General features: G+C 70.8%; 14 protein-coding genes. 11 read left to right on the top strand and 3 right to left on the bottom strand.

What is annotated here, in order from left to right:
• Window positions 1-17: 17 nt before the first annotated feature.
• Entirely contained in the window at window positions 18-1,052 is a 1,035-nt protein-coding gene (glpX, locus tag LMU33_RS37515; protein ID WP_228625933.1) for a class II fructose-bisphosphatase, read from the top strand.
• Window positions 1,053-1,097: 45 nt separating this feature from the next.
• On the opposite strand, the gene LMU33_RS37510 is transcribed toward glpX, so the two are convergent.
• Together LMU33_RS37510 and LMU33_RS37505 are read right to left on the bottom strand one after the other, a co-directional pair.
• Window positions 1,098-1,475 carry a WhiB family transcriptional regulator gene (locus tag LMU33_RS37510; RefSeq protein WP_228625931.1) on the bottom strand — a complete coding sequence of 126 codons (378 nt, stop codon included), beginning with the start codon at window positions 1,473-1,475 and terminating at the stop codon, window positions 1,098-1,100.
• Window positions 1,476-1,651: 176 nt separating this feature from the next.
• Window positions 1,652-2,371 carry a DUF1707 SHOCT-like domain-containing protein gene (locus LMU33_RS37505; RefSeq protein WP_228625929.1) on the bottom strand — a complete coding sequence of 240 codons (720 nt, stop codon included), beginning with the start codon at window positions 2,369-2,371 and terminating at the stop codon, window positions 1,652-1,654.
• Between the two features lie 123 nt (window positions 2,372-2,494).
• Between LMU33_RS37505 and LMU33_RS37500 the strand changes: the two genes are divergently transcribed.
• The 5 genes from LMU33_RS37500 (at window position 2,495) to LMU33_RS37480 (ending at window position 9,261) form a co-directional block, all read left to right on the top strand.
• Window positions 2,495-2,719 carry a hypothetical protein gene (locus LMU33_RS37500; RefSeq protein ID WP_228625927.1) on the top strand — a complete coding sequence of 75 codons (225 nt, stop codon included), beginning with the start codon at window positions 2,495-2,497 and terminating at the stop codon, window positions 2,717-2,719.
• A 120-nt stretch (window positions 2,720-2,839) separates the two neighbouring features.
• Window positions 2,840-4,510, top strand: a complete 1,671-nt coding sequence (locus LMU33_RS37495; RefSeq protein ID WP_228625925.1) for a fumarate hydratase — start codon at window positions 2,840-2,842, stop codon at window positions 4,508-4,510.
• Window positions 4,511-4,627: 117 nt separating this feature from the next.
• Entirely contained in the window at window positions 4,628-6,019 is a 1,392-nt protein-coding gene (locus tag LMU33_RS37490; protein WP_228625923.1) for a class II fumarate hydratase, read from the top strand.
• A gap of 82 nt (window positions 6,020-6,101) precedes the next feature.
• Window positions 6,102-6,809 (top strand): cytidylyl-2-hydroxypropylphosphonate hydrolase, encoded by a 708-nt coding sequence (gene fomD / locus LMU33_RS37485; protein WP_228625921.1) that lies wholly within the window; start codon window positions 6,102-6,104, stop codon window positions 6,807-6,809.
• Between the two features lie 244 nt (window positions 6,810-7,053).
• The gene (locus LMU33_RS37480) at window positions 7,054-9,261 is read left to right on the top strand and encodes a SpoIIE family protein phosphatase (RefSeq protein ID WP_249814808.1); all 2,208 of its coding nucleotides are present in this window, start codon (window positions 7,054-7,056) and stop codon (window positions 9,259-9,261) included.
• Window positions 9,262-9,482: 221 nt separating this feature from the next.
• Here the strand turns inward: LMU33_RS37480 and LMU33_RS37475 are convergent, their stop codons facing one another.
• On the bottom strand, window positions 9,483-11,804 hold the full coding sequence (locus LMU33_RS37475) for a transglycosylase domain-containing protein (RefSeq protein WP_228625917.1): 2,322 nt from the start codon (window positions 11,802-11,804) through the stop codon (window positions 9,483-9,485).
• 215 nt (window positions 11,805-12,019) lie between these two features.
• On the opposite strand from LMU33_RS37475, the gene LMU33_RS37470 reads away from it, so the two are divergent.
• From LMU33_RS37470 to LMU33_RS37450, 5 genes are all read left to right on the top strand, one after another.
• Entirely contained in the window at window positions 12,020-12,958 is a 939-nt protein-coding gene (locus tag LMU33_RS37470) for an SPFH domain-containing protein (RefSeq protein ID WP_228625915.1), read from the top strand.
• Window positions 12,955-13,188: a type II toxin-antitoxin system antitoxin gene (locus LMU33_RS37465; RefSeq protein WP_228625913.1), complete on the top strand. Its 234-nt coding sequence runs from the start codon at window positions 12,955-12,957 to the stop codon at window positions 13,186-13,188. The genes LMU33_RS37470 and LMU33_RS37465 overlap by 4 nt, the downstream gene beginning before the upstream one ends.
• A gap of 94 nt (window positions 13,189-13,282) precedes the next feature.
• Window positions 13,283-13,807 carry a PadR family transcriptional regulator gene (locus tag LMU33_RS37460; RefSeq protein ID WP_228625912.1) on the top strand — a complete coding sequence of 175 codons (525 nt, stop codon included), beginning with the start codon at window positions 13,283-13,285 and terminating at the stop codon, window positions 13,805-13,807.
• Window positions 13,804-14,493 (top strand): ABC transporter ATP-binding protein, encoded by a 690-nt coding sequence (locus LMU33_RS37455; protein WP_228625910.1) that lies wholly within the window; start codon window positions 13,804-13,806, stop codon window positions 14,491-14,493. The genes LMU33_RS37460 and LMU33_RS37455 overlap by 4 nt, the downstream gene beginning before the upstream one ends.
• Window positions 14,490-16,832: an ABC transporter permease gene (locus LMU33_RS37450; RefSeq protein ID WP_228625908.1), complete on the top strand. Its 2,343-nt coding sequence runs from the start codon at window positions 14,490-14,492 to the stop codon at window positions 16,830-16,832. Before LMU33_RS37455 ends, LMU33_RS37450 begins: the two co-directional genes overlap by 4 nt.
• Window positions 16,833-16,845 lie beyond the last annotated feature (13 nt).

Here is a 16,845-nt window from a genome sequence, read left to right as displayed (position 1 = left end):
CAGAAAGGTGCGCTCCGATGACCGAAAATCATCACCTGCCGTCCGAGCTCGATGTTCCCTCCGAGGCTCCCGACCGCAACCTCGCCCTGGAACTCGTCCGGGTGACCGAAGCCGCCGCCATGGCCGCCGGCCGCTGGGTGGGGCGCGGCGACAAGAACGGCGCCGACGGTGCCGCGGTGCGCGCCATGCGCTCCCTCGTCTCCACCGTGTCGATGAACGGCGTCGTCGTCATCGGCGAGGGCGAGAAGGACGAGGCCCCGATGCTCTTCAACGGGGAGCACGTGGGCGACGGCACCGGTCCCGAGGTCGACATCGCGGTCGACCCGATCGACGGCACCACGCTGACCGCCAAGGGCATGCCCAACGCGATCGCCGTCCTCGCGGCGGCCGAGCGGGGCGCCATGTTCGACCCGTCCGCCGTGTTCTACATGGACAAGCTGGTCACCGGCCCGGAGGCCGCCGAGTTCGTCGACATCGACGCGCCCGTGGCCGTGAACATCAAGCGGATCGCCAAGGCGAAGAAGGCCACGCCGGAGGACGTCACGGTGGTCATCCTCGACCGGCCGCGGCACGAGGGCCTGATCAAGGAGGTCCGGGATGCGGGTGCGCGCATCAAGCTGATCTCCGACGGTGACGTCGCCGGTTCCGTGTACGCGCTGCGCGAGGGCACCGGTGTCGACCTGCTGCTCGGCATCGGCGGTACGCCGGAGGGCATCATCTCGGCCTGCGCCGTGAAGTGCCTGGGCGGGACGATTCAGGGCAAGCTGTGGCCCAAGGACGACGAGGAGCGTGCGCGGGCCATCGACGCCGGGCATGACCTGGACCGCGTCCTGACGACCGACGACCTGGTGTCCGGGGAGAACGTCTTCTTCGTCGCGACCGGGATCACCGACGGTGAGCTGCTGCGGGGCGTCCGGTACCGGTCGGAGACCGCGCTGACCGAGTCCATCGTGATGCGCTCGAAGTCGGGGACGGTTCGTCGGATCGACTCCGAGCACCGGCTGAGCAAGCTGCGGGCCTACAGCGCGATCGACTTCGACCGGGCCAAGTAGCACCAAGCGCCCCCGGTGCGGCGGGGGCGCTCCCTCTTCCGTGCCCTAACCCGCTATGCGGTTGGCCGCCGTCGCCCGTGCCGCCTTCTTCAGTTCCATCTCCCGGCGGCGCCTTCGCGCCAGGACCACCCGGCGCTCCGCTGCCGTGAGGCCGCCCCAGACGCCGTACGGCTCGGGCTGCAGGAGGGCGTGTTCGCGACACTCGACCATCACCGGGCAGCGGGCGCAGACGCGCTTGGCCGCCTCCTCGCGGGACAGCCGGGCGGCGGTCGGCTCCTTCGACGGGGCGAAGAACAGGCCCGCCTCGTCGCGCCGGCACACGGCCTCGGTGTGCCAGGGAGCGTCTTGATCCCTGTCTCGCGCTGGTACCCGCTGGGCCGGAAGGGCAGCTACCTGCAAGGACGAATGCGGCGGTTGCAGCACGGGTCTACTCCTGACGACGGCTTCGCGAGCGAGAGACGATGCAGCAAGCCCTACCCGCTGTGCGCGCGCCTATGCACAGCGTCCCCAGTCGCAGGCGCGCGGGCGGCTCGTTCGCGCCCCCGCCGGGGCCGCGCAGGAGGAGCGGAACCTTCCGCTCACCGGCGGATTCGCGACCGTCAACGCCCCAGGTGTTTGCGCATCTTCCGGTCGACCTTGTCCTGGACGCGCTCCAGCTTCCGGTCGACCTTGCTCTGCACCCGCTCCAGGATGTCCGCCACACGCCTGCCGCGCCGGGGGCGCGCCTCGACATTGCCGAGTACGGCCCAGCCGTCGACGTAGACGACCGGCGCGTCGGAATCGACCGAGTCCAGCGTGTCCACCTCGAAGTTGCCGAGGACCCCGCCTCCGGTGCCGCGCAGCGACACGTTCTCCGGGACGCGGATCTGGACGTCGCCGAAGACCGAGACGGCCTTGATCACGACCTGCTGGTACTCGAAGATCGCCTCGCTGAGGTCGATCTCGACGCTGCCGAAGACCGAGTACGCGTGGATCCGGCGGCCGGCGCGCCAGCGGCCTCGGCGCACGGCGCTGCTGAAGACGGCGACAACGTTGGCGTCCGCCTCCTGCGGGATCGCACCCGGGGTGGGGCGGGGCGGGACGGGCGTGTAGGCGCCGGCGGCGGGGCGCTGGTGCGCGGCGGGCAGGTCCCGGATGAAGACCTCCAGCTCGCCCACCGTCTTGGCGGCGAGGACGCCCTCGACCCGCTCGGCGTGCTCGTCGGCGGTCAGCCGGCCCTCGGCCAGGGCCTCACGGAGAATCTCGGCGATGCGGTCACGGTCGGCGTCCGAGGCACGCAGCTCGGCGACAGGTGCGTCGGTGTGCTTCTGAAGGTCCACGGCAACAGCGTACCGAAACGCGATAGATCGCGACTAGGGGTGTGGACGGCCCCTGCGTGTCCCGGTCACGGAACTGTGGCTTCCAGCACTGCGTGCAACCGGCGCGCCTGCTCGACTTGCCCGATGTTGATCAACCTGATCCTCCGTGCCCTGCCGTTCTGGCTCCGCGAACCGCTGCTCATCGGCGTCTCCCTCTTCTTCGCCGGCCTCGGCCTCTACTGGTTCGCCGTCGCCGGAGGGTGGCAAAGAGCCGTCGTCGGCCTCGTGTTCCTCGCCCTCGCGGTCTTCCGGGCGTTCGTCCTGCGTCGCGCGTGGAGATCCCGCCCGAGAGCCGGCCAGGCCGCCTGAGCCCCACCTCACACCTACTGAGCCCTACCTCACAGGTTCGCCGTCAGTGGCAGGTTCTAGGCTGGTGAGGCCCGCCAGCGTCGGCGGGCGGACGTCCGTCAGAGTGAGGAATGGGCTGAGATGCCTGAGTTCGCGTACACCGATCTGCTCCCCCAGGGAGAGGACACCACCCCATACCGGCTGGTGACGTCCGAGGGCGTCTCCACCGTCGAGGGCCCGGACGGGCGGACGTTCCTCAAGGTGGAGCCGGAGGCGCTGCGCAAGCTGGCCGAGGAGGCCATCCACGACATCCAGCACTACCTGCGCCCCGCCCACCTCGCCCAGCTGCGCCGGATCATCGACGACCCGGAGGCGTCGGGCAACGACAAGTTCGTCGCCCTGGACCTGCTGAAGAACGCGAACATCGCGGCGGCGGGCGTGCTCCCGATGTGCCAGGACACCGGCACGGCGATCGTCATGGGCAAGCGCGGGCAGAACGTCCTGACGGAGGGCGGCGACGAGGCGGCGCTGAGCCGCGGCATCTACGACGCCTACACCAGGCTCAACCTGCGCTACTCGCAGATGGCTCCGCTCACCATGTGGGAGGAGAAGAACACCGGCTCCAACCTCCCGGCCCAGATCGAGCTGTACGCCACCGACGGCGGCGCCTACAAGTTCCTGTTCATGGCCAAGGGCGGCGGCTCGGCCAACAAGTCCTTCCTCTACCAGGAGACGAAGGCCGTCCTGAACGAGGCCTCCATGATGAAGTTCCTGGAGGAGAAGATCCGTTCGCTCGGTACGGCCGCCTGCCCGCCGTACCACCTGGCGATCGTCGTCGGCGGCACGAGCGCCGAGTACGCGCTGAAGACCGCGAAGTACGCCTCCGCGCACTACCTGGACGAGATCCCGGCCGAGGGCTCGGAGCTGGGTCACGGCTTCCGGGACAAGGAGCTGGAGCAGAAGGTCTTCGAACTGACCCAGAAGATCGGCATCGGCGCGCAGTTCGGCGGCAAGTACTTCTGCCACGACGTCCGCGTGGTCCGCCTCCCCCGGCACGGCGCGTCCTGCCCGGTCGCCATCGCCGTCTCCTGCTCGGCCGACCGCCAGGCCGTCGCGAAGATCACCGCCGAGGGCGTCTTCCTGGAGCAGCTGGAGACCGACCCGGCGCGCTTCCTGCCGGAGACCACGGACGAGCACCTGGACGAGTCCTCGGACGTGGTCAGGATCGACCTCAACCAGCCGATGGACACGATCCTCGCCGAGCTGACCAAGTACCCGGTCAAGACCCGCCTCTCCCTGACCGGCCCCCTGGTCGTGGCCCGCGACATCGCGCACGCCAAGATCAAGGAGCGGCTGGACGCGGGCGAGGAGATGCCGCAGTACCTGAAGGACCACCCCGTGTACTACGCGGGCCCGGCGAAGACCCCCGAGGGCTACGCCTCCGGTTCCTTCGGCCCGACGACGGCCGGCCGCATGGACTCCTACGTGGAGCAGTTCCAGGCGGCGGGCGGCTCCAAGGTGATGCTGGCCAAGGGCAACCGCAGCAAGCAGGTCACCGACGCGTGTGGCGCGCACGGCGGCTTCTACCTCGGCTCCATCGGCGGCCCGGCCGCCCGTCTCGCCCAGGACTGCATCAAGAAGGTCGAGGTCCTGGAGTACGAGGAGCTGGGCATGGAGGCCGTCTGGAAGATCGAGGTCGAGGACTTCCCGGCGTTCATCGTCGTGGACGACAAGGGCAACGACTTCTTCCAGGACCCGGCGCCGCAGCCGACCTTCACGTCGATCCCGGTGCGGGGTCCCGGGCTCGCCTAGTCCCTGTCCCGGTTGCCGTACCAGGGGACTCCGCCCCCTGGTACGGCACAGCCGCGCCGTCGCTCACTCAGCGTAACGAAGGGGAACAACCCCGCGCGTCCGATCGCTATAACTGCCATGAGCGACAGCGACTACCGCATCGAGCACGACTCCATGGGCGAGGTCCGCGTCCCCGCCACCGCCAAGTGGCGCGCCCAGACCCAGCGTGCCGTCGAGAACTTCCCCGTCTCGGGTCGGCGCCTGGAGCGCGCCCACATCGAAGCCCTGGCCCGGATCAAGGGCGCCGCCGCCAAGGTGAACGCACAGCTCGGCGTGCTCGACAAGGAGATCGCCGAGGCGATCCAGGAGGCGGCCGCCGAAGTCGCGCGGGGACAGTGGGACGAGCACTTCCCCGTCGACGTCTTCCAGACCGGTTCCGGCACCTCCTCCAACATGAACACCAACGAGGTCATCGCGACCCTCGCCAGTGAGCGGCTGGGCCGGGACGTGCACCCGAACGACCACGTCAACGCCTCCCAGTCCTCCAACGACGTCTTCCCCTCCTCCATCCACATCGCCGCCACCGCCGCCGTCACCCACGACCTGATCCCCGCCCTCGGGCACCTCGCCGCCTCCCTGACCCGCAAGTCGGAGGAGTTCGCCGACGTCGTGAAGTCCGGGCGGACCCACCTCATGGACGCCACCCCCGTGACGCTCGGCCAGGAGTTCGGCGGGTACGCCGCCCAGATCCGTTACGGCGTCGAGCGGCTCGAGGCCTCCCTCCCCCGCCTCGCCGAACTCCCCCTCGGCGGCACCGCCGTCGGCACCGGCATCAACACCCCGCCCGGCTTCTCCGCCGCCGTCATCCAGGAGGTCGCCCGGACCACCGGGCTGCCGCTCACCGAGGCCCGCGACCACTTCGAGGCGCAGGGCGCCCGGGACGGGATCGTGGAGACCAGCGGGCAGCTGCGGACCATCGCGGTCGGGCTGACGAAGATCGCCAACGATCTGCGCTGGATGTCCTCCGGGCCGCGCACCGGGCTCGCCGAGATCCGGCTGCCCGACCTGCAGCCGGGGTCGTCCATCATGCCGGGCAAGGTCAACCCGGTGATCCCCGAAGCCGTGCTCATGGTGGCCGCCCAGGTCATCGGCAACGACGCCACCATCGCCACCGCCGGCGCCTCCGGCAACTTCGAACTGAACGTCATGCTGCCGGTCATCGCCAAGAACGTGCTCGAATCCATCCGGCTGCTCGCCAACGTCTCCCGGCTGCTGGCCGGCCGGACGGTCGACGGCATCACCGCCGACCGTGAACGGGCGCGCGAGTACGCCGAGTCGTCCCCCTCCGTGGTCACCCCGCTCAACAAGTACATCGGCTACGAGGAGGCCGCGAAGGTCGCCAAGAAGTCCCTCGCGGAGCGCAGGACGATCCGGCAAGTCGTGCTGGAGAGCGGGTACATCGAGCGCGGCGACCTGACCCTGGAGCAGCTCGACGAGGCCCTGGACGTCCTGCGGATGACACGTCCGTAGCCGCGAACGAGCCTTTTCGGCCACCGCCGGAACCGTGACGTGCACCGCAGCGTCGTATGCCCACGGCACCTAATATCTGTCCATGACGGACGACGGAGCGACGACACACGTGGACACGGCGGACACGGCGGGCCGGAGACCCGCGACCCACTGGACTCCCGGGACCCAGATCCTGTGGCGCTACCGGGAGAACGCCGGCGCGCGCATCCACATCGCCCGGCCCGTCACCGTCGTACGCGACGACGCCGACCTGCTCGCCGTGTGGATGGCCCCCGGCACCGAGTGCGTGAAGCCGGTCCTCGCCGACGGCACGCCCGTGCACCTGGAGCCGCTCCAGTCCCGCTACACCAAGCCGCGCTCGGTGCAGCGGGACCACTGGTTCGGCACGGGCGTGCTGAAGCTGGCCCAGCCCGGCCGGCCCTGGTCGGTGTGGCTGTTCTGGGAGCCGGGCTGGCGGTTCAAGAACTGGTACGTCAACCTCGAGCAGCCCCTGGCCCGTTGGGCGGGCGGGGTGGACTCCGAGGACTACTTCCTGGACATCTCCGTGCACCCCGACCGCAGCTGGCACTGGCGCGACGAGGACGAGTTCGCGCAGGCCCAGCGGGACGGGCTGATGGACACGGCCACCGCCGAACGGGTCCGGGCGGCCGGACGGGACGCGGTCGAGGTCATCGAGGCCTGGGGGGCGCCGTTCTCGGACGGCTGGCAGCACTGGCGCCCGGATCCGTCCTGGACGGTACCTTCTCTCCCCGAGGACTGGGACCGTACGCCCGCGCACGTGTCCTCATGAGACCCTTGATGCGCCCCCGGGCAGGAAACGTAGGATCGTCGTCCGCAAGGGCGCACAAGTGCAACTCCGGGAGCATGCGCTGGGCTTGACCGAACGTCACCGAGGGGCGGCAGCACGTGAGCGAGGGGCACCAGGGCACAGGAACCACCTCTGACCACGCGGGAATTCCGTTCCTGGGGCACGTATTGCGGGTATCGGGACTTCTGCGGGAGCAACTGCGCGCCCGGCGCGCAGTGCCGTACGGATGGATGCGACACGCGTGACGGAGCAGCCCACCTCCTTCGAGCGCCCCCAGGGCGCCGACCCCGCGGAGGGCCGCGGGGCGCTTCTGCGTGCCCCGAAGCCTGTCGCCGACCCGGCCTTACCGGTGCAGGCCCGGGCGGAGGGAGCGCCCTGCGGACCGGGCACAGCCACGCCCTGTGGCCAGGGAAAGGACGGCAGGGGGACGCAATCCCCGGTCGGCAAGGGGAAGGAGCCCCCAGTCAACGGCCCCGAGCACTCCCAGCCCGCGACCACCGAGCCCGGCGCACACCGCCCGCGGCCCGCGCCCGAGGCCATTCCGCCGCGACCGGCGTCGGAGGCCGTCCCACCGCGCCCCGGGCCGGAGGCCATCCCGCCGCAGCCCGGCGCCGAGCAGGAGCGGACGGCGGACCGTGCCCCGGGCAGCCAGGAGCGCCGTACCGGGCGTGGTCTGCCGCCGGGCCGGCCGATGCCGATGCGGCGCGACGGCGACCGGCTGAGATTCGTGGGCGCGGCCACCCGGCGGATCGCGCGCGGCCTCGATCTGGACGAGATCGTGATGGGCCTGTGCCGGGCGACCGTGCCGACGTTCTCGGACGCGATCCTGGTCTATCTGCGCGACCCGCTGCCGGTCGGCGACGAGCGGCCCACCGGCCCGGTGGTGCTGCGGCTGCGCCGTACCGACCGGATTCCGGAGGATCGGGACACCGACGGTGTGCTGCTGGCCCCGGCCTTCGACCCCGAGCCGGAGCCGAGCGCGCTGGCCGAGCTGTCCTCGCTGACCACCGAGCTGTGCGAGGTGCGCCCCGGCGGCGCGCTGAACGAGGTACTGCGCGGAGTGCGGCCGGTGTTCGCCGACGCGCCCGCCGCCCGGGCCGCGCTGCCCGAGCTGCTCGGCGACTGCGCCGAGACGGTCGTACCGTCCGGGCAGCACGCGATCCTCGCGCCGCTGCGCGGCCGGCGCCGGGTGATCGGCGCGGCGCTGTTCCTGCGCCGCCCGGAGCGGCTGGCGTTCGAGGCCGACGACCTGCTGGTGGCGGCCCAGCTCGCCACGCACAGCGCGCTCGGCATCGACAAGGCGGTGCTGTACGGCCGTGAGGCGTACATCGCCGACGAGTTGCAGCGCACCATGCTGCCGGAGACCCTGCCCCGCCCGACGGGTGTGCGGCTGGCGTCGCGGTATCTGCCGGCCGCGGAGACCGCGCGGGTCGGCGGTGACTGGTACGACGCGATTCCGCTGCCCGGCAGCCGGGTCGCGCTCGTGGTCGGTGACGTCATGGGGCACTCCATGACCTCGGCGGCGATCATGGGCCAGCTGCGCACCACCGCGCAGACCCTGGCCGGGCTCGATCTGCCGCCGCAGGAGGTGCTGCACCACCTGGACGAGCAGGCGCAGCGGCTGGGCACCGACCGCATGGCGACCTGCCTGTACGCCGTCTACGACCCGGTGACGCACCGCATCACCATCGCCAACGCCGGCCATCCGCCGCCCGTGCTGCTGCACCTGGGCGGCCGGGCCGAGGTGCTGCGGGTGCCGCCGGGCGCGCCGATCGGCGTCGGAGGTGTCGACTTCGAGGCCGTGGAGCTGGACGCGCCCGCCGGAGCCACGCTGCTCCTCTACACGGACGGGCTGGTGGAGTCCCGGCTGCGGGACGTGTGGACCGGCATAGAGCAGCTGCGGGAGAAGCTCGCCGCGACCGCCCAGTTGACCGGGCCGGACCATCCGCCGCCGCTGGAAGCCCTGTGCGACGAGGTGCTGGACATGCTCGGGCCGGGCGACCGGGACGACGACATCGCGCTGCTCGCGGCCCGCTTCGACGGGATCGCGCCGAGCGATGTCGCGTACTGGCGGCTGGAGCCGGAGGAGACGGCCCCCGGCCAGGCCCGCCGGCTGGCCCGGCGCGCGCTCGCCCGCTGGGACATGGAGGACCTGACGGACTCGGTCGAGCTGCTGGTCAGCGAGGTCGTGACGAACGCCGTGCGGTACGCCTCCCGGCCGGTGACGCTGCGGCTGCTGCGCACCGACGTGCTGCGCTGCGAGGTCGGCGACGACGTGCCGCAGCTGCCGCGCCTTCGCCAGGCCCGGGCCACGGACGAGGGCGGGCGCGGCCTGTACCTGGTCAACAGGCTGGCCCGGCGCTGGGGCGCGACCCGGCTGAGCATGGGCAAGGTGGTGTGGTTCGAGGTCAACTACGCTGCGGCGCAGGACTGATGGCCGCCGGGGCGGTGCGCCCCGCGTGAGGTCGGGCGGTACGCGGCGATCCGGCGTGACGACTGCTGTGGGCGGGCGGTGCGCAGGGCTGTGGACCCGGTCCGGCCGGAGCGGGCGTCACCGCCTGAGCGCCGCCACAGGGCGGATCGACAGCGCCGTCGAGAACGCGAGGGGCGCCCGGGAATTTCCCGGGCGCCCCTCGCGTGTGCGTTCCGACCGGCCTACTGGCCGAAGTTCCCGCCGCCGCCCGGGTCGATCGGGTCCTGCGTGATCGGGCCCGTCGGCGTCTGCGTCGGCGTCTGCGTGGGGGTCTGCGTCGGCGTCTGCGTGGGCGTCTGGGTCGGCGTCTGCGTCGGCGTCCTGGACGGGGGCGCGGAGCTGCTCGGCGCCTTGCTGGTCGGCGTGTGCGACGGTGTCTGCGACGGGCTCTGGCTGTAGGTCGGGGTGTCCGTCGGCTGGACGGCCGCGCCCTGGGTGGTGTCGAGGTCGAACTTGGCCCTGTCCGTCACACCGAAGGTGTACGCCGCCCAGATCTGCGCCGGGTAGCCGCCGCCGTTGATGCGGCCGGGCGGCTTGATCAGGCCGGTCGCGCCCGTCAGGGACACATGGCGGCCGGTCCCCTTCTGCTCGCCGAACAGGCCGACGGAGGTGACCAGGTCGGGCGTGTAGCCGGTGAACCAGGCGGACTTGTCCTCGTCGGAGGTACCGGTCTTGCCGGCCACCTGCTGGCCGTCGCGCAGCGGGTTGTCCGCCACGTGCTCCTTCGCCGTACCGTCGTCGACCACGCCGGTCAGCACGGAGGTCACGGTGTCGGCTGCGGTCCGGCTGATCACCTGGCCGCCGACCGGGTTGGGGATCTGGACCGTACGGTTGCTCTTCTCGGCCGACTTGAGGATGCTCGGCGTCACCTTGCTGCCGTGATTGTCGAGCGTGGCGTAGATCCCGGCCATCTCCAGCGGGCTCGCGCCCATGGAGCCGAGGGTCTGCGCGGGCACCGCCTGCATGCCCGTGGTGTCCATGCCGAGCTGCTTGGCCGTGGCCATGACCTTTTCCATGCCCACGTCCATGCCCATCTGCGCGAACACGGAGTTGACGGAGTTGTTCATCGCCTGCTGGACGGTGATGGGGCCGTAGTCGTGGTGGTCCTCGTTCGGCGGGCCGAAGCCCACCTTTCTGCCGTGGTCCACGACCTGGCGGCCGCTGGTGCCGTCGTAGACCGTGTTGGCGGCGATGGGCTGGCCGTCCTGCGTGGTGGAGCTGTTCTGGAGCGCGGCGGCGAGGATGACCGGCTTGAACGTCGAGGCGGGCTGGTAGTCCCGGCGGGTGGCGTTGTTGACGTAGTGCTGGAAGTAGTCCTTGCCGCCGTACATCGCGACGATCCTGCCGGTCTTCGGGTCCACCGAGGCAGCGCCGGCCTGGACCGCGCCGTCGACCTTGCGCTTCTTCGCGTCCAGTTTGCCGGTCAGCTCGGACTTGACCGCCTGCTCCAGCTCGGCCTGCTTCTTCTTGTCGATGTTCAGCGTGATGGTCCAGCCGCGGTCGACGACCTCGGCCTCCGCCTGGGAGCGGCTGATGCTCTCCTGCTCCATCAGCTGCTGTTCGAGCTGCTGGTTGGCGAGGTCGATCAGATAGCCCTTCTGGCCCGCCTGACTCGGCGTTGCCTTGGGCTCCTTGGGATAGGGGAACTTCATGGCCTGCCGCTTGGCCGGGTCCAGCCAGTGCTGCTTGACCATGTTGTCCAGGACGTAGTTCCAGCGGGCCTGCACCAGCTTCTTGCCCGTGGAGGTGGCGACGGCCCAGTCGTACTGGCTCGGCGCCTGCAGGAGCGCGGCGAGATAGGCGCCCTGTTCGACCGACAGTTTCTGGGCGTCGGTGCGGTAGTAGGCCTGGGCGGCGGCCTGGATGCCGTAGGCGCCGCGGCCGTAGTAGCTGGTGTTGATGTAGCCCGCGAGGATCTGGTCCTTGGACAGCCTCTGGTCGACCTTCAAGGAGATGACCATCTCCTTGAGCTTGCGGCTGACGGTCTGGTTCTGGGTGAGGTAGTAGTTCTTGACGTACTGCTGGGTGATCGTGGAACCGCCCTGGGCGCCGCGGCCCATCGCGGTGTTGTACAGACCGCGGGCCAGGCCCTTGAGGTCGATGCCGGAGTCCGTGTAGAAGGTCTTGTTCTCGGCGGCGACGAAGGTGTGCTGGACGTCCTTGGGCACCCTGGACAGGTCCACGCTCTCGCGGTTGGTCTTGCCGACGCGGGCCAGGAGCGTGCCGTCGCTGTACTTGTAGACGTTGCTCTCCTGCTGGGCGAGCGCGTTGGCGCCCTTGGGGATGTCCACCAGCATGTAGAGGGCGATGAAGCCGCCGATGCCGAGCAGGCACAGCCCGAGGAACGTGCCGAGGATCTTCTTCCAGGAGAAGAGCCGGCGTATGAAGCTCTTCGCGGGCTTGCCACCGGCCGGTGCAGCCGCCGTGGGGGCGGAGCGGCGGCGCCTGGGCGCCGCGCGGTGGCCACCGCGCTGTCGCGCTCGTCTCTCTTCCGCGCGTCCCATTGGTTCCTTCGCTCCGCTTCCGTCTCGGGGTCAGCTCCGAAAACTAACACCCGTCTATATGACAAAGGTCGTCCGATCCGCTCTTTTACGGACGTGACAATCAGCACCTGTTCCAAGGGAACCGACGGATCTGGAGGTCGCGGGGTTGCTTCCGCGCGTAAAAGTGATATCACTTAGCTAGACAGAAGATAGGCAAGACCTGAACGGGGACCACCATGACCGCCAACGACTCCACCCACGACGCGCTCGACGTGCCCGAGATGCCCGCGCCACAGGTACGGGAGTTCACCGCGCACAGCATCGGCGGCGGGCTCGCGCTGCTGCTCGGCCTGCTCGGGCTCGGTGCCACCGCCGCGCTGCTCGCCGGCGCCTCGGCCGTCCCCGCCGGCGGCGCCAAGGCGGGGCTCGTCGTCGCCGGCATCGTCGTCTTCCTCGCCGCGATCATCTCGCTGCGCGGACTGAACACCGTCGCCCCCGGCGAGGCCCGGGTCGTCCAGCTCTTCGGGCGCTACCGGGGCACCATCCGGCAGGACGGCCTGCGCTGGGTGAACCCCTTCACCTCGCGGACCCGGATCTCCACCCGGGTGCGCAACCACGAGACCGCCGTCCTGAAGGTCAACGACGCCTACGGCAACCCCATCGAGCTGGCCGCGGTCGTGGTGTGGAAGGTCCAGGACACCGCGCAGGCCACGTTCGAGGTGGACGACTTCGCGGAGTTCGTCGCCACGCAGACCGAGACGGCCGTACGGCACATCGCGATCGAGTACCCCTACGACGCCCACGACGAGGACGGTCTCTCGCTGCGCGGCAACGCCGAGGAGATCACCGAGAAGCTGGCCGTGGAGCTTCAGGTGCGGGTGGAGGCGGCCGGAGTGCAGATCGTCGAGTCGCGCTTCACCCATCTCGCGTACGCTCCCGAGATCGCCTCGGCGATGCTCCAGCGGCAGCAGGCCGGTGCGGTCGTGGCCGCGCGGCGGCAGATCGTGGACGGCGCGGTCGGGATGGTCGAGGCGGCGCTCGGCCGGATCGCGGAGGCGGACATCGTGGAACTGGACGAGGAGCGCAAGGCGGCGATGGTGTCCAACCTGATGGTGGTGCTCTGCGGCGACCGGGCCCCGCAGCCCGTCCTCAACACCGGGACGCTCTACCAGTGACGGACCCCTCGGAGACTCCGAAGCGACGGCCGCAGCAGCGCAAGCAGGTGCTGCTGCGGCTGGACCCGTCGGTGTACGAGGCGATCGCGCGGTGGGCCGGGGAGGACCTGCGGTCGGCCAACGCGCAGATCGAGTTCCTGCTGCGCAGGGCGCTGGCGGAGGCGGGACGGCTGCCGAAGGAAACCGGCCCCATGCCGCGCAGAGGCAGGCCACCTGTTTCGGAACCGTGACAATCGGCCCCCACCTGCACGGCCGTACACCGCGCCATGATCTCCCCACTCCGCGTATACATGCGGCGTATACACCGTGTGTAGAGTGCTGTGCATGTCCATCGGTCACACTCTCCTGGGACTCCTGGAGTCCGGCCCGCGGCACGGTTACGACCTGAAGCGGGCCTTCGACGAGAAGTTCGGTCACGACCGGCCGCTGCACTACGGCCAGGTCTACTCCACGATGTCCCGGCTGCTGAAGCACGGCCTCGTGGAAGTCGACGGGATAGAGGCGGGCGGCGGCCCCGAGCGCAAGCGGTACGCCATCACCGACGCCGGCATCACCGACGTCCAGCGCTGGCTCGCCACTCCGGAGAAGCCCGAGGAGTACCTGCAGTCGACCCTGTACACCAAGGTCGTCCTCGCCCTCCTCACGCACCGCGACGCCTCCCTCATCCTCGACACCCAGCGCGCCGAGCACCTGCGCAGCATGCGGATCCTGACCGACCGCAAGCGCAAGGGCGACCTCGCCGACCAGCTGATCTGCGACCACGCGCTGTTCCACCTGGAGGCCGACCTGCGCTGGCTGGAACTGACCGCCGCGCGCCTCGACAAGCTCCGTGAGGCGGTGGCCAAGTGACTCCTCCCCCCGGCTTCCTGCTCGCCGCCGAGGACCTGCACAAGGCCTACGGCCCCACGGTCGCGCTCGACGGCGCCGAGTTCTCCATCCACCCCGGCGAGGTCGTCGCCGTGATGGGCCCCTCCGGCTCCGGCAAGTCGACGCTGCTGCACTGCCTCGCCGGCATCGTGCCGCCCGACTCCGGGTCCATCATCTACAACGGCCGCGAACTGGCCGGCATGAGCGACGCCGAACGCAGCGCGCTGCGCCGCTCCGAGTTCGGGTTCGTCTTCCAGTTCGGCCAGCTGGTGCCCGAGCTGACCTGCGTGGAGAACGTGGCGCTGCCGCTCAGGCTGAACGGCACCTCCCGCAAGCAGGCCGAGCGGGCCGCGCTCGCCTGGATGGAACGCCTGGAGGTGGACGACCTCAAGGACAAGCGGCCCGGCGAGGTCTCCGGCGGCCAGGGACAGCGCGTCGCGGTGGCACGGGCACTGGTCACCGAGCCCCGGGTGGTGTTCGCCGACGAGCCGACCGGCGCGCTCGACTCCCTCAACGGCGAGCGTGTGATGGAGCTGCTGACCGACGCGGCCCGCACCGCCAACGCGGCCGTCGTCCTGGTCACGCACGAACCCCGGGTGGCCGCCTACTCCGACCGCGAGATCGTCGTACGCGACGGCAGGTCCCGGGACATGGAGCGCGCCATATGAATGCCCGTCAGTGGGGCCGGGATCTCGGCATGGGGGTCCGGTTCGCCCTCACCGGCGGGCGCGAGGGCTGGGTGCGGATGCTGCTGACCGCGGTCGGCGTCGGGCTCGGCGTGGCGCTGCTGCTGCTGACGACCGCGATCCCGAGCGCGCTGGCGGTGCGGCACGACCGCGACCAGGCCCGCCTGGACTACACCTTCGGCCCGCGCCTGCCGAAGGCCGCGAACACCCTGCTGATCTCCGACACCGACACGTCGTACCACGGCAAGGACGTCCGCGGCCGGCTGGTGGAACCGGAGGGGCCGCGGGCACCGATCGCACCGGGCCTGTCGAAATATCCGGCGGTCGGGGACATGGTCGTCTCCCCCATGCTGAAGAGGCTGCTCGACTCCGCCGACGGGAAGCTGCTGCGCGAGCGGCTGCCGTACCGGATCGTCGGGACGATCGGCGAGCCCGGGCTCATCGGCTCGCACGAACTCGCCTACTACGCCGGTGCGAAGGACCTGGCCCCGCGCGTCAACGGCTGGCGGACGGCCCGGATCACCCACTTCGGGCCACCGAAGAAAACACCGGCGAACCAGGCCGACCCCGTGCTGATCCTGCTGGTGCTGGTCGTCTTCGCGGTGCTGCTGATGCCGGTCGCCGTGTTCATCGCCACCGCCGTGCGGTTCGGCGGCGAGCGGCGCGACCGCAGACTGGCCGCGCTGCGGCTGGTGGGCTCCGACAGCCGGATGACCCGGCGGATCGCGGCGGGCGAGGCGCTCGCCGGATCGCTGGTCGGGCTGGTCTTCGGCACCGGCTTCTTCCTGCTCGGCCGGCAGCTCGCGGCCTCGGTCGAGATCATGGACATCAGCGTGTTCCCCAGCTATCTCAACCCCTCCCCGGCGCTGGCCGCCCTGGTCGCGGTCGCCGTTCCGGCGGCGGCGGTGCTGGTCACGCTGTTCGCGCTGCGCGGGGTGGTCATCGAGCCGCTGGGCGTGGTCCGTACGGCCAGGCCCGCGCGCCGCCGGCTGTGGTGGCGGCTGCTGCTGCCGCTGGGCGGCCTGGCGATGCTCGCCCCGATGATCGGACAGGGCCGCAGCAACGGCACCTTCAACGAGTACCTGGTGATCGGCGGCGTCCTGCTGCTGCTCGTCGGCGTGACCACGCTGCTGCCGTGGGCCGTCGAGGCGGTCGTGGCCCGACTCGGGCGCGGCGGGGTGGCCTGGCAACTGGCCGTACGGCGGCTGCAGTTGAGCAGCGGTTCGGCGGCCCGCATGGTGAACGGCATCGCGGTCGCGGTGGCCGGGGCCATCGCACTGCAGATGCTCTTCGCGGGCGTGCAGGGCGACTACACCAAGGTCACCGGGCAGAACACCGACCGGGTGCAGATGCAGGTCAACCTGTCGCGAGGCGTTCCCTTCCTCCCGGCCGCCGGGAAGTTCGCCACCACCAAGGGCGTACGGAAGGCCACGACGCTGGGCAGCACCGAACTGGGGGACCGGCGCTGGACCCCCGGCAACGGGCCGGACAACACCGTCGAACTCACCGTCGGCACCTGCGCCTCGCTGCGGGAGATGGCCGACCTGCCGAGCTGCCGCGACGGTGACGTCTTCGCGGTGACCGGCGCAGACCGGGACTCCGACGTGACGAAGCTCGCCCGGCCCGGCCGCACCCTCCACGTCAACACGAGCGACGGCACCGGCGGCGGCCCGGACGTCATGTGGACCGTGCCGGGCGAGCTGAAGCGCGGCCGGGCGCTGATCGGTCCGGCCGGGTACAAGGAGAGCGGCGTGCTGATGACACCGGCCGCCGCGTCCCGGCCGATGAACAACGCGCTGACCGGATCGGTGTACCTCTCGCTGGACGAGTCGCTGCCGGACGTGCACGAGTACGTCCGCAACACGGCCGCGCGGATCGACCCGATCGCGGACGCGATGGTGTGGTCGTCCACCGAGCGGTCGACGCAGTTCAACTCCATCCGCACCGGTACGTTCGCCGGCGCCGTCTGTGTGCTGGCGCTGATCGGGGCGAGCCTGCTGGTGTCCCAGCTGGAGCAGTTGCGCGAGCGGCGCAAGCTGCTGTCGTCGCTGGTCGCCTTCGGCACCCGGCGGCGCACCCTGAGCATGTCGGTGCTGTGGCAGACGGCGATCCCCATCGCCCTGGGCCTGCTGCTCGCCTCGGCCGTCGGGCTGACGCTGGGCGCGGTGCTGCTGAAGATGGTGGGTGCGACGGTGGGCGTGGACTGGCCGAGCGTGCTGTCGATGACCGGCGTCGGCGCGGCGGTGGTCGTGACGGTGACGCTGCTGAGCCTGCCGCCGCTGCTGCGGCTGATGCGGCCTGAGGGGTTGCGGACGGAGTAGGAGCGCGAAGTCG

The organism is Streptomyces barringtoniae, from assembly GCF_020819595.1.
In the GTDB taxonomy this organism is placed as follows: Bacteria; Actinomycetota; Actinomycetes; order Streptomycetales; family Streptomycetaceae; genus Streptomyces; species Streptomyces barringtoniae.
Note: the sequence above shows the minus strand (reverse complement) of the source record. Positions and strands in the feature narration are given on the sequence as shown.

Excerpts from the sequence above, each read along its gene's own strand:
- glpX (WP_228625933.1), top strand. The coding sequence starts at position 18 with ATGACCGAAAATCATCACCTGCCGTCCGAGCTCGATGTTCCCTCCGAG.
- LMU33_RS37500 (WP_228625927.1), top strand. The coding sequence starts at position 2,495 with ATGTTGATCAACCTGATCCTCCGTGCCCTGCCGTTCTGGCTCCGCGAA.
- LMU33_RS37495 (WP_228625925.1), top strand. The coding sequence starts at position 2,840 with ATGCCTGAGTTCGCGTACACCGATCTGCTCCCCCAGGGAGAGGACACC.
- LMU33_RS37490 (WP_228625923.1), top strand. The coding sequence starts at position 4,628 with ATGAGCGACAGCGACTACCGCATCGAGCACGACTCCATGGGCGAGGTC.
- fomD (WP_228625921.1), top strand. The coding sequence starts at position 6,102 with ATGACGGACGACGGAGCGACGACACACGTGGACACGGCGGACACGGCG.
- LMU33_RS37480 (WP_249814808.1), top strand. The coding sequence starts at position 7,054 with ATGGATGCGACACGCGTGACGGAGCAGCCCACCTCCTTCGAGCGCCCC.
- LMU33_RS37475 (WP_228625917.1), bottom strand. The coding sequence starts at position 11,804 with ATGGGACGCGCGGAAGAGAGACGAGCGCGACAGCGCGGTGGCCACCGC.
- LMU33_RS37470 (WP_228625915.1), top strand. The coding sequence starts at position 12,020 with ATGACCGCCAACGACTCCACCCACGACGCGCTCGACGTGCCCGAGATG.
- LMU33_RS37460 (WP_228625912.1), top strand. The coding sequence starts at position 13,283 with ATGTCCATCGGTCACACTCTCCTGGGACTCCTGGAGTCCGGCCCGCGG.
- LMU33_RS37450 (WP_228625908.1), top strand. The coding sequence starts at position 14,490 with ATGAATGCCCGTCAGTGGGGCCGGGATCTCGGCATGGGGGTCCGGTTC.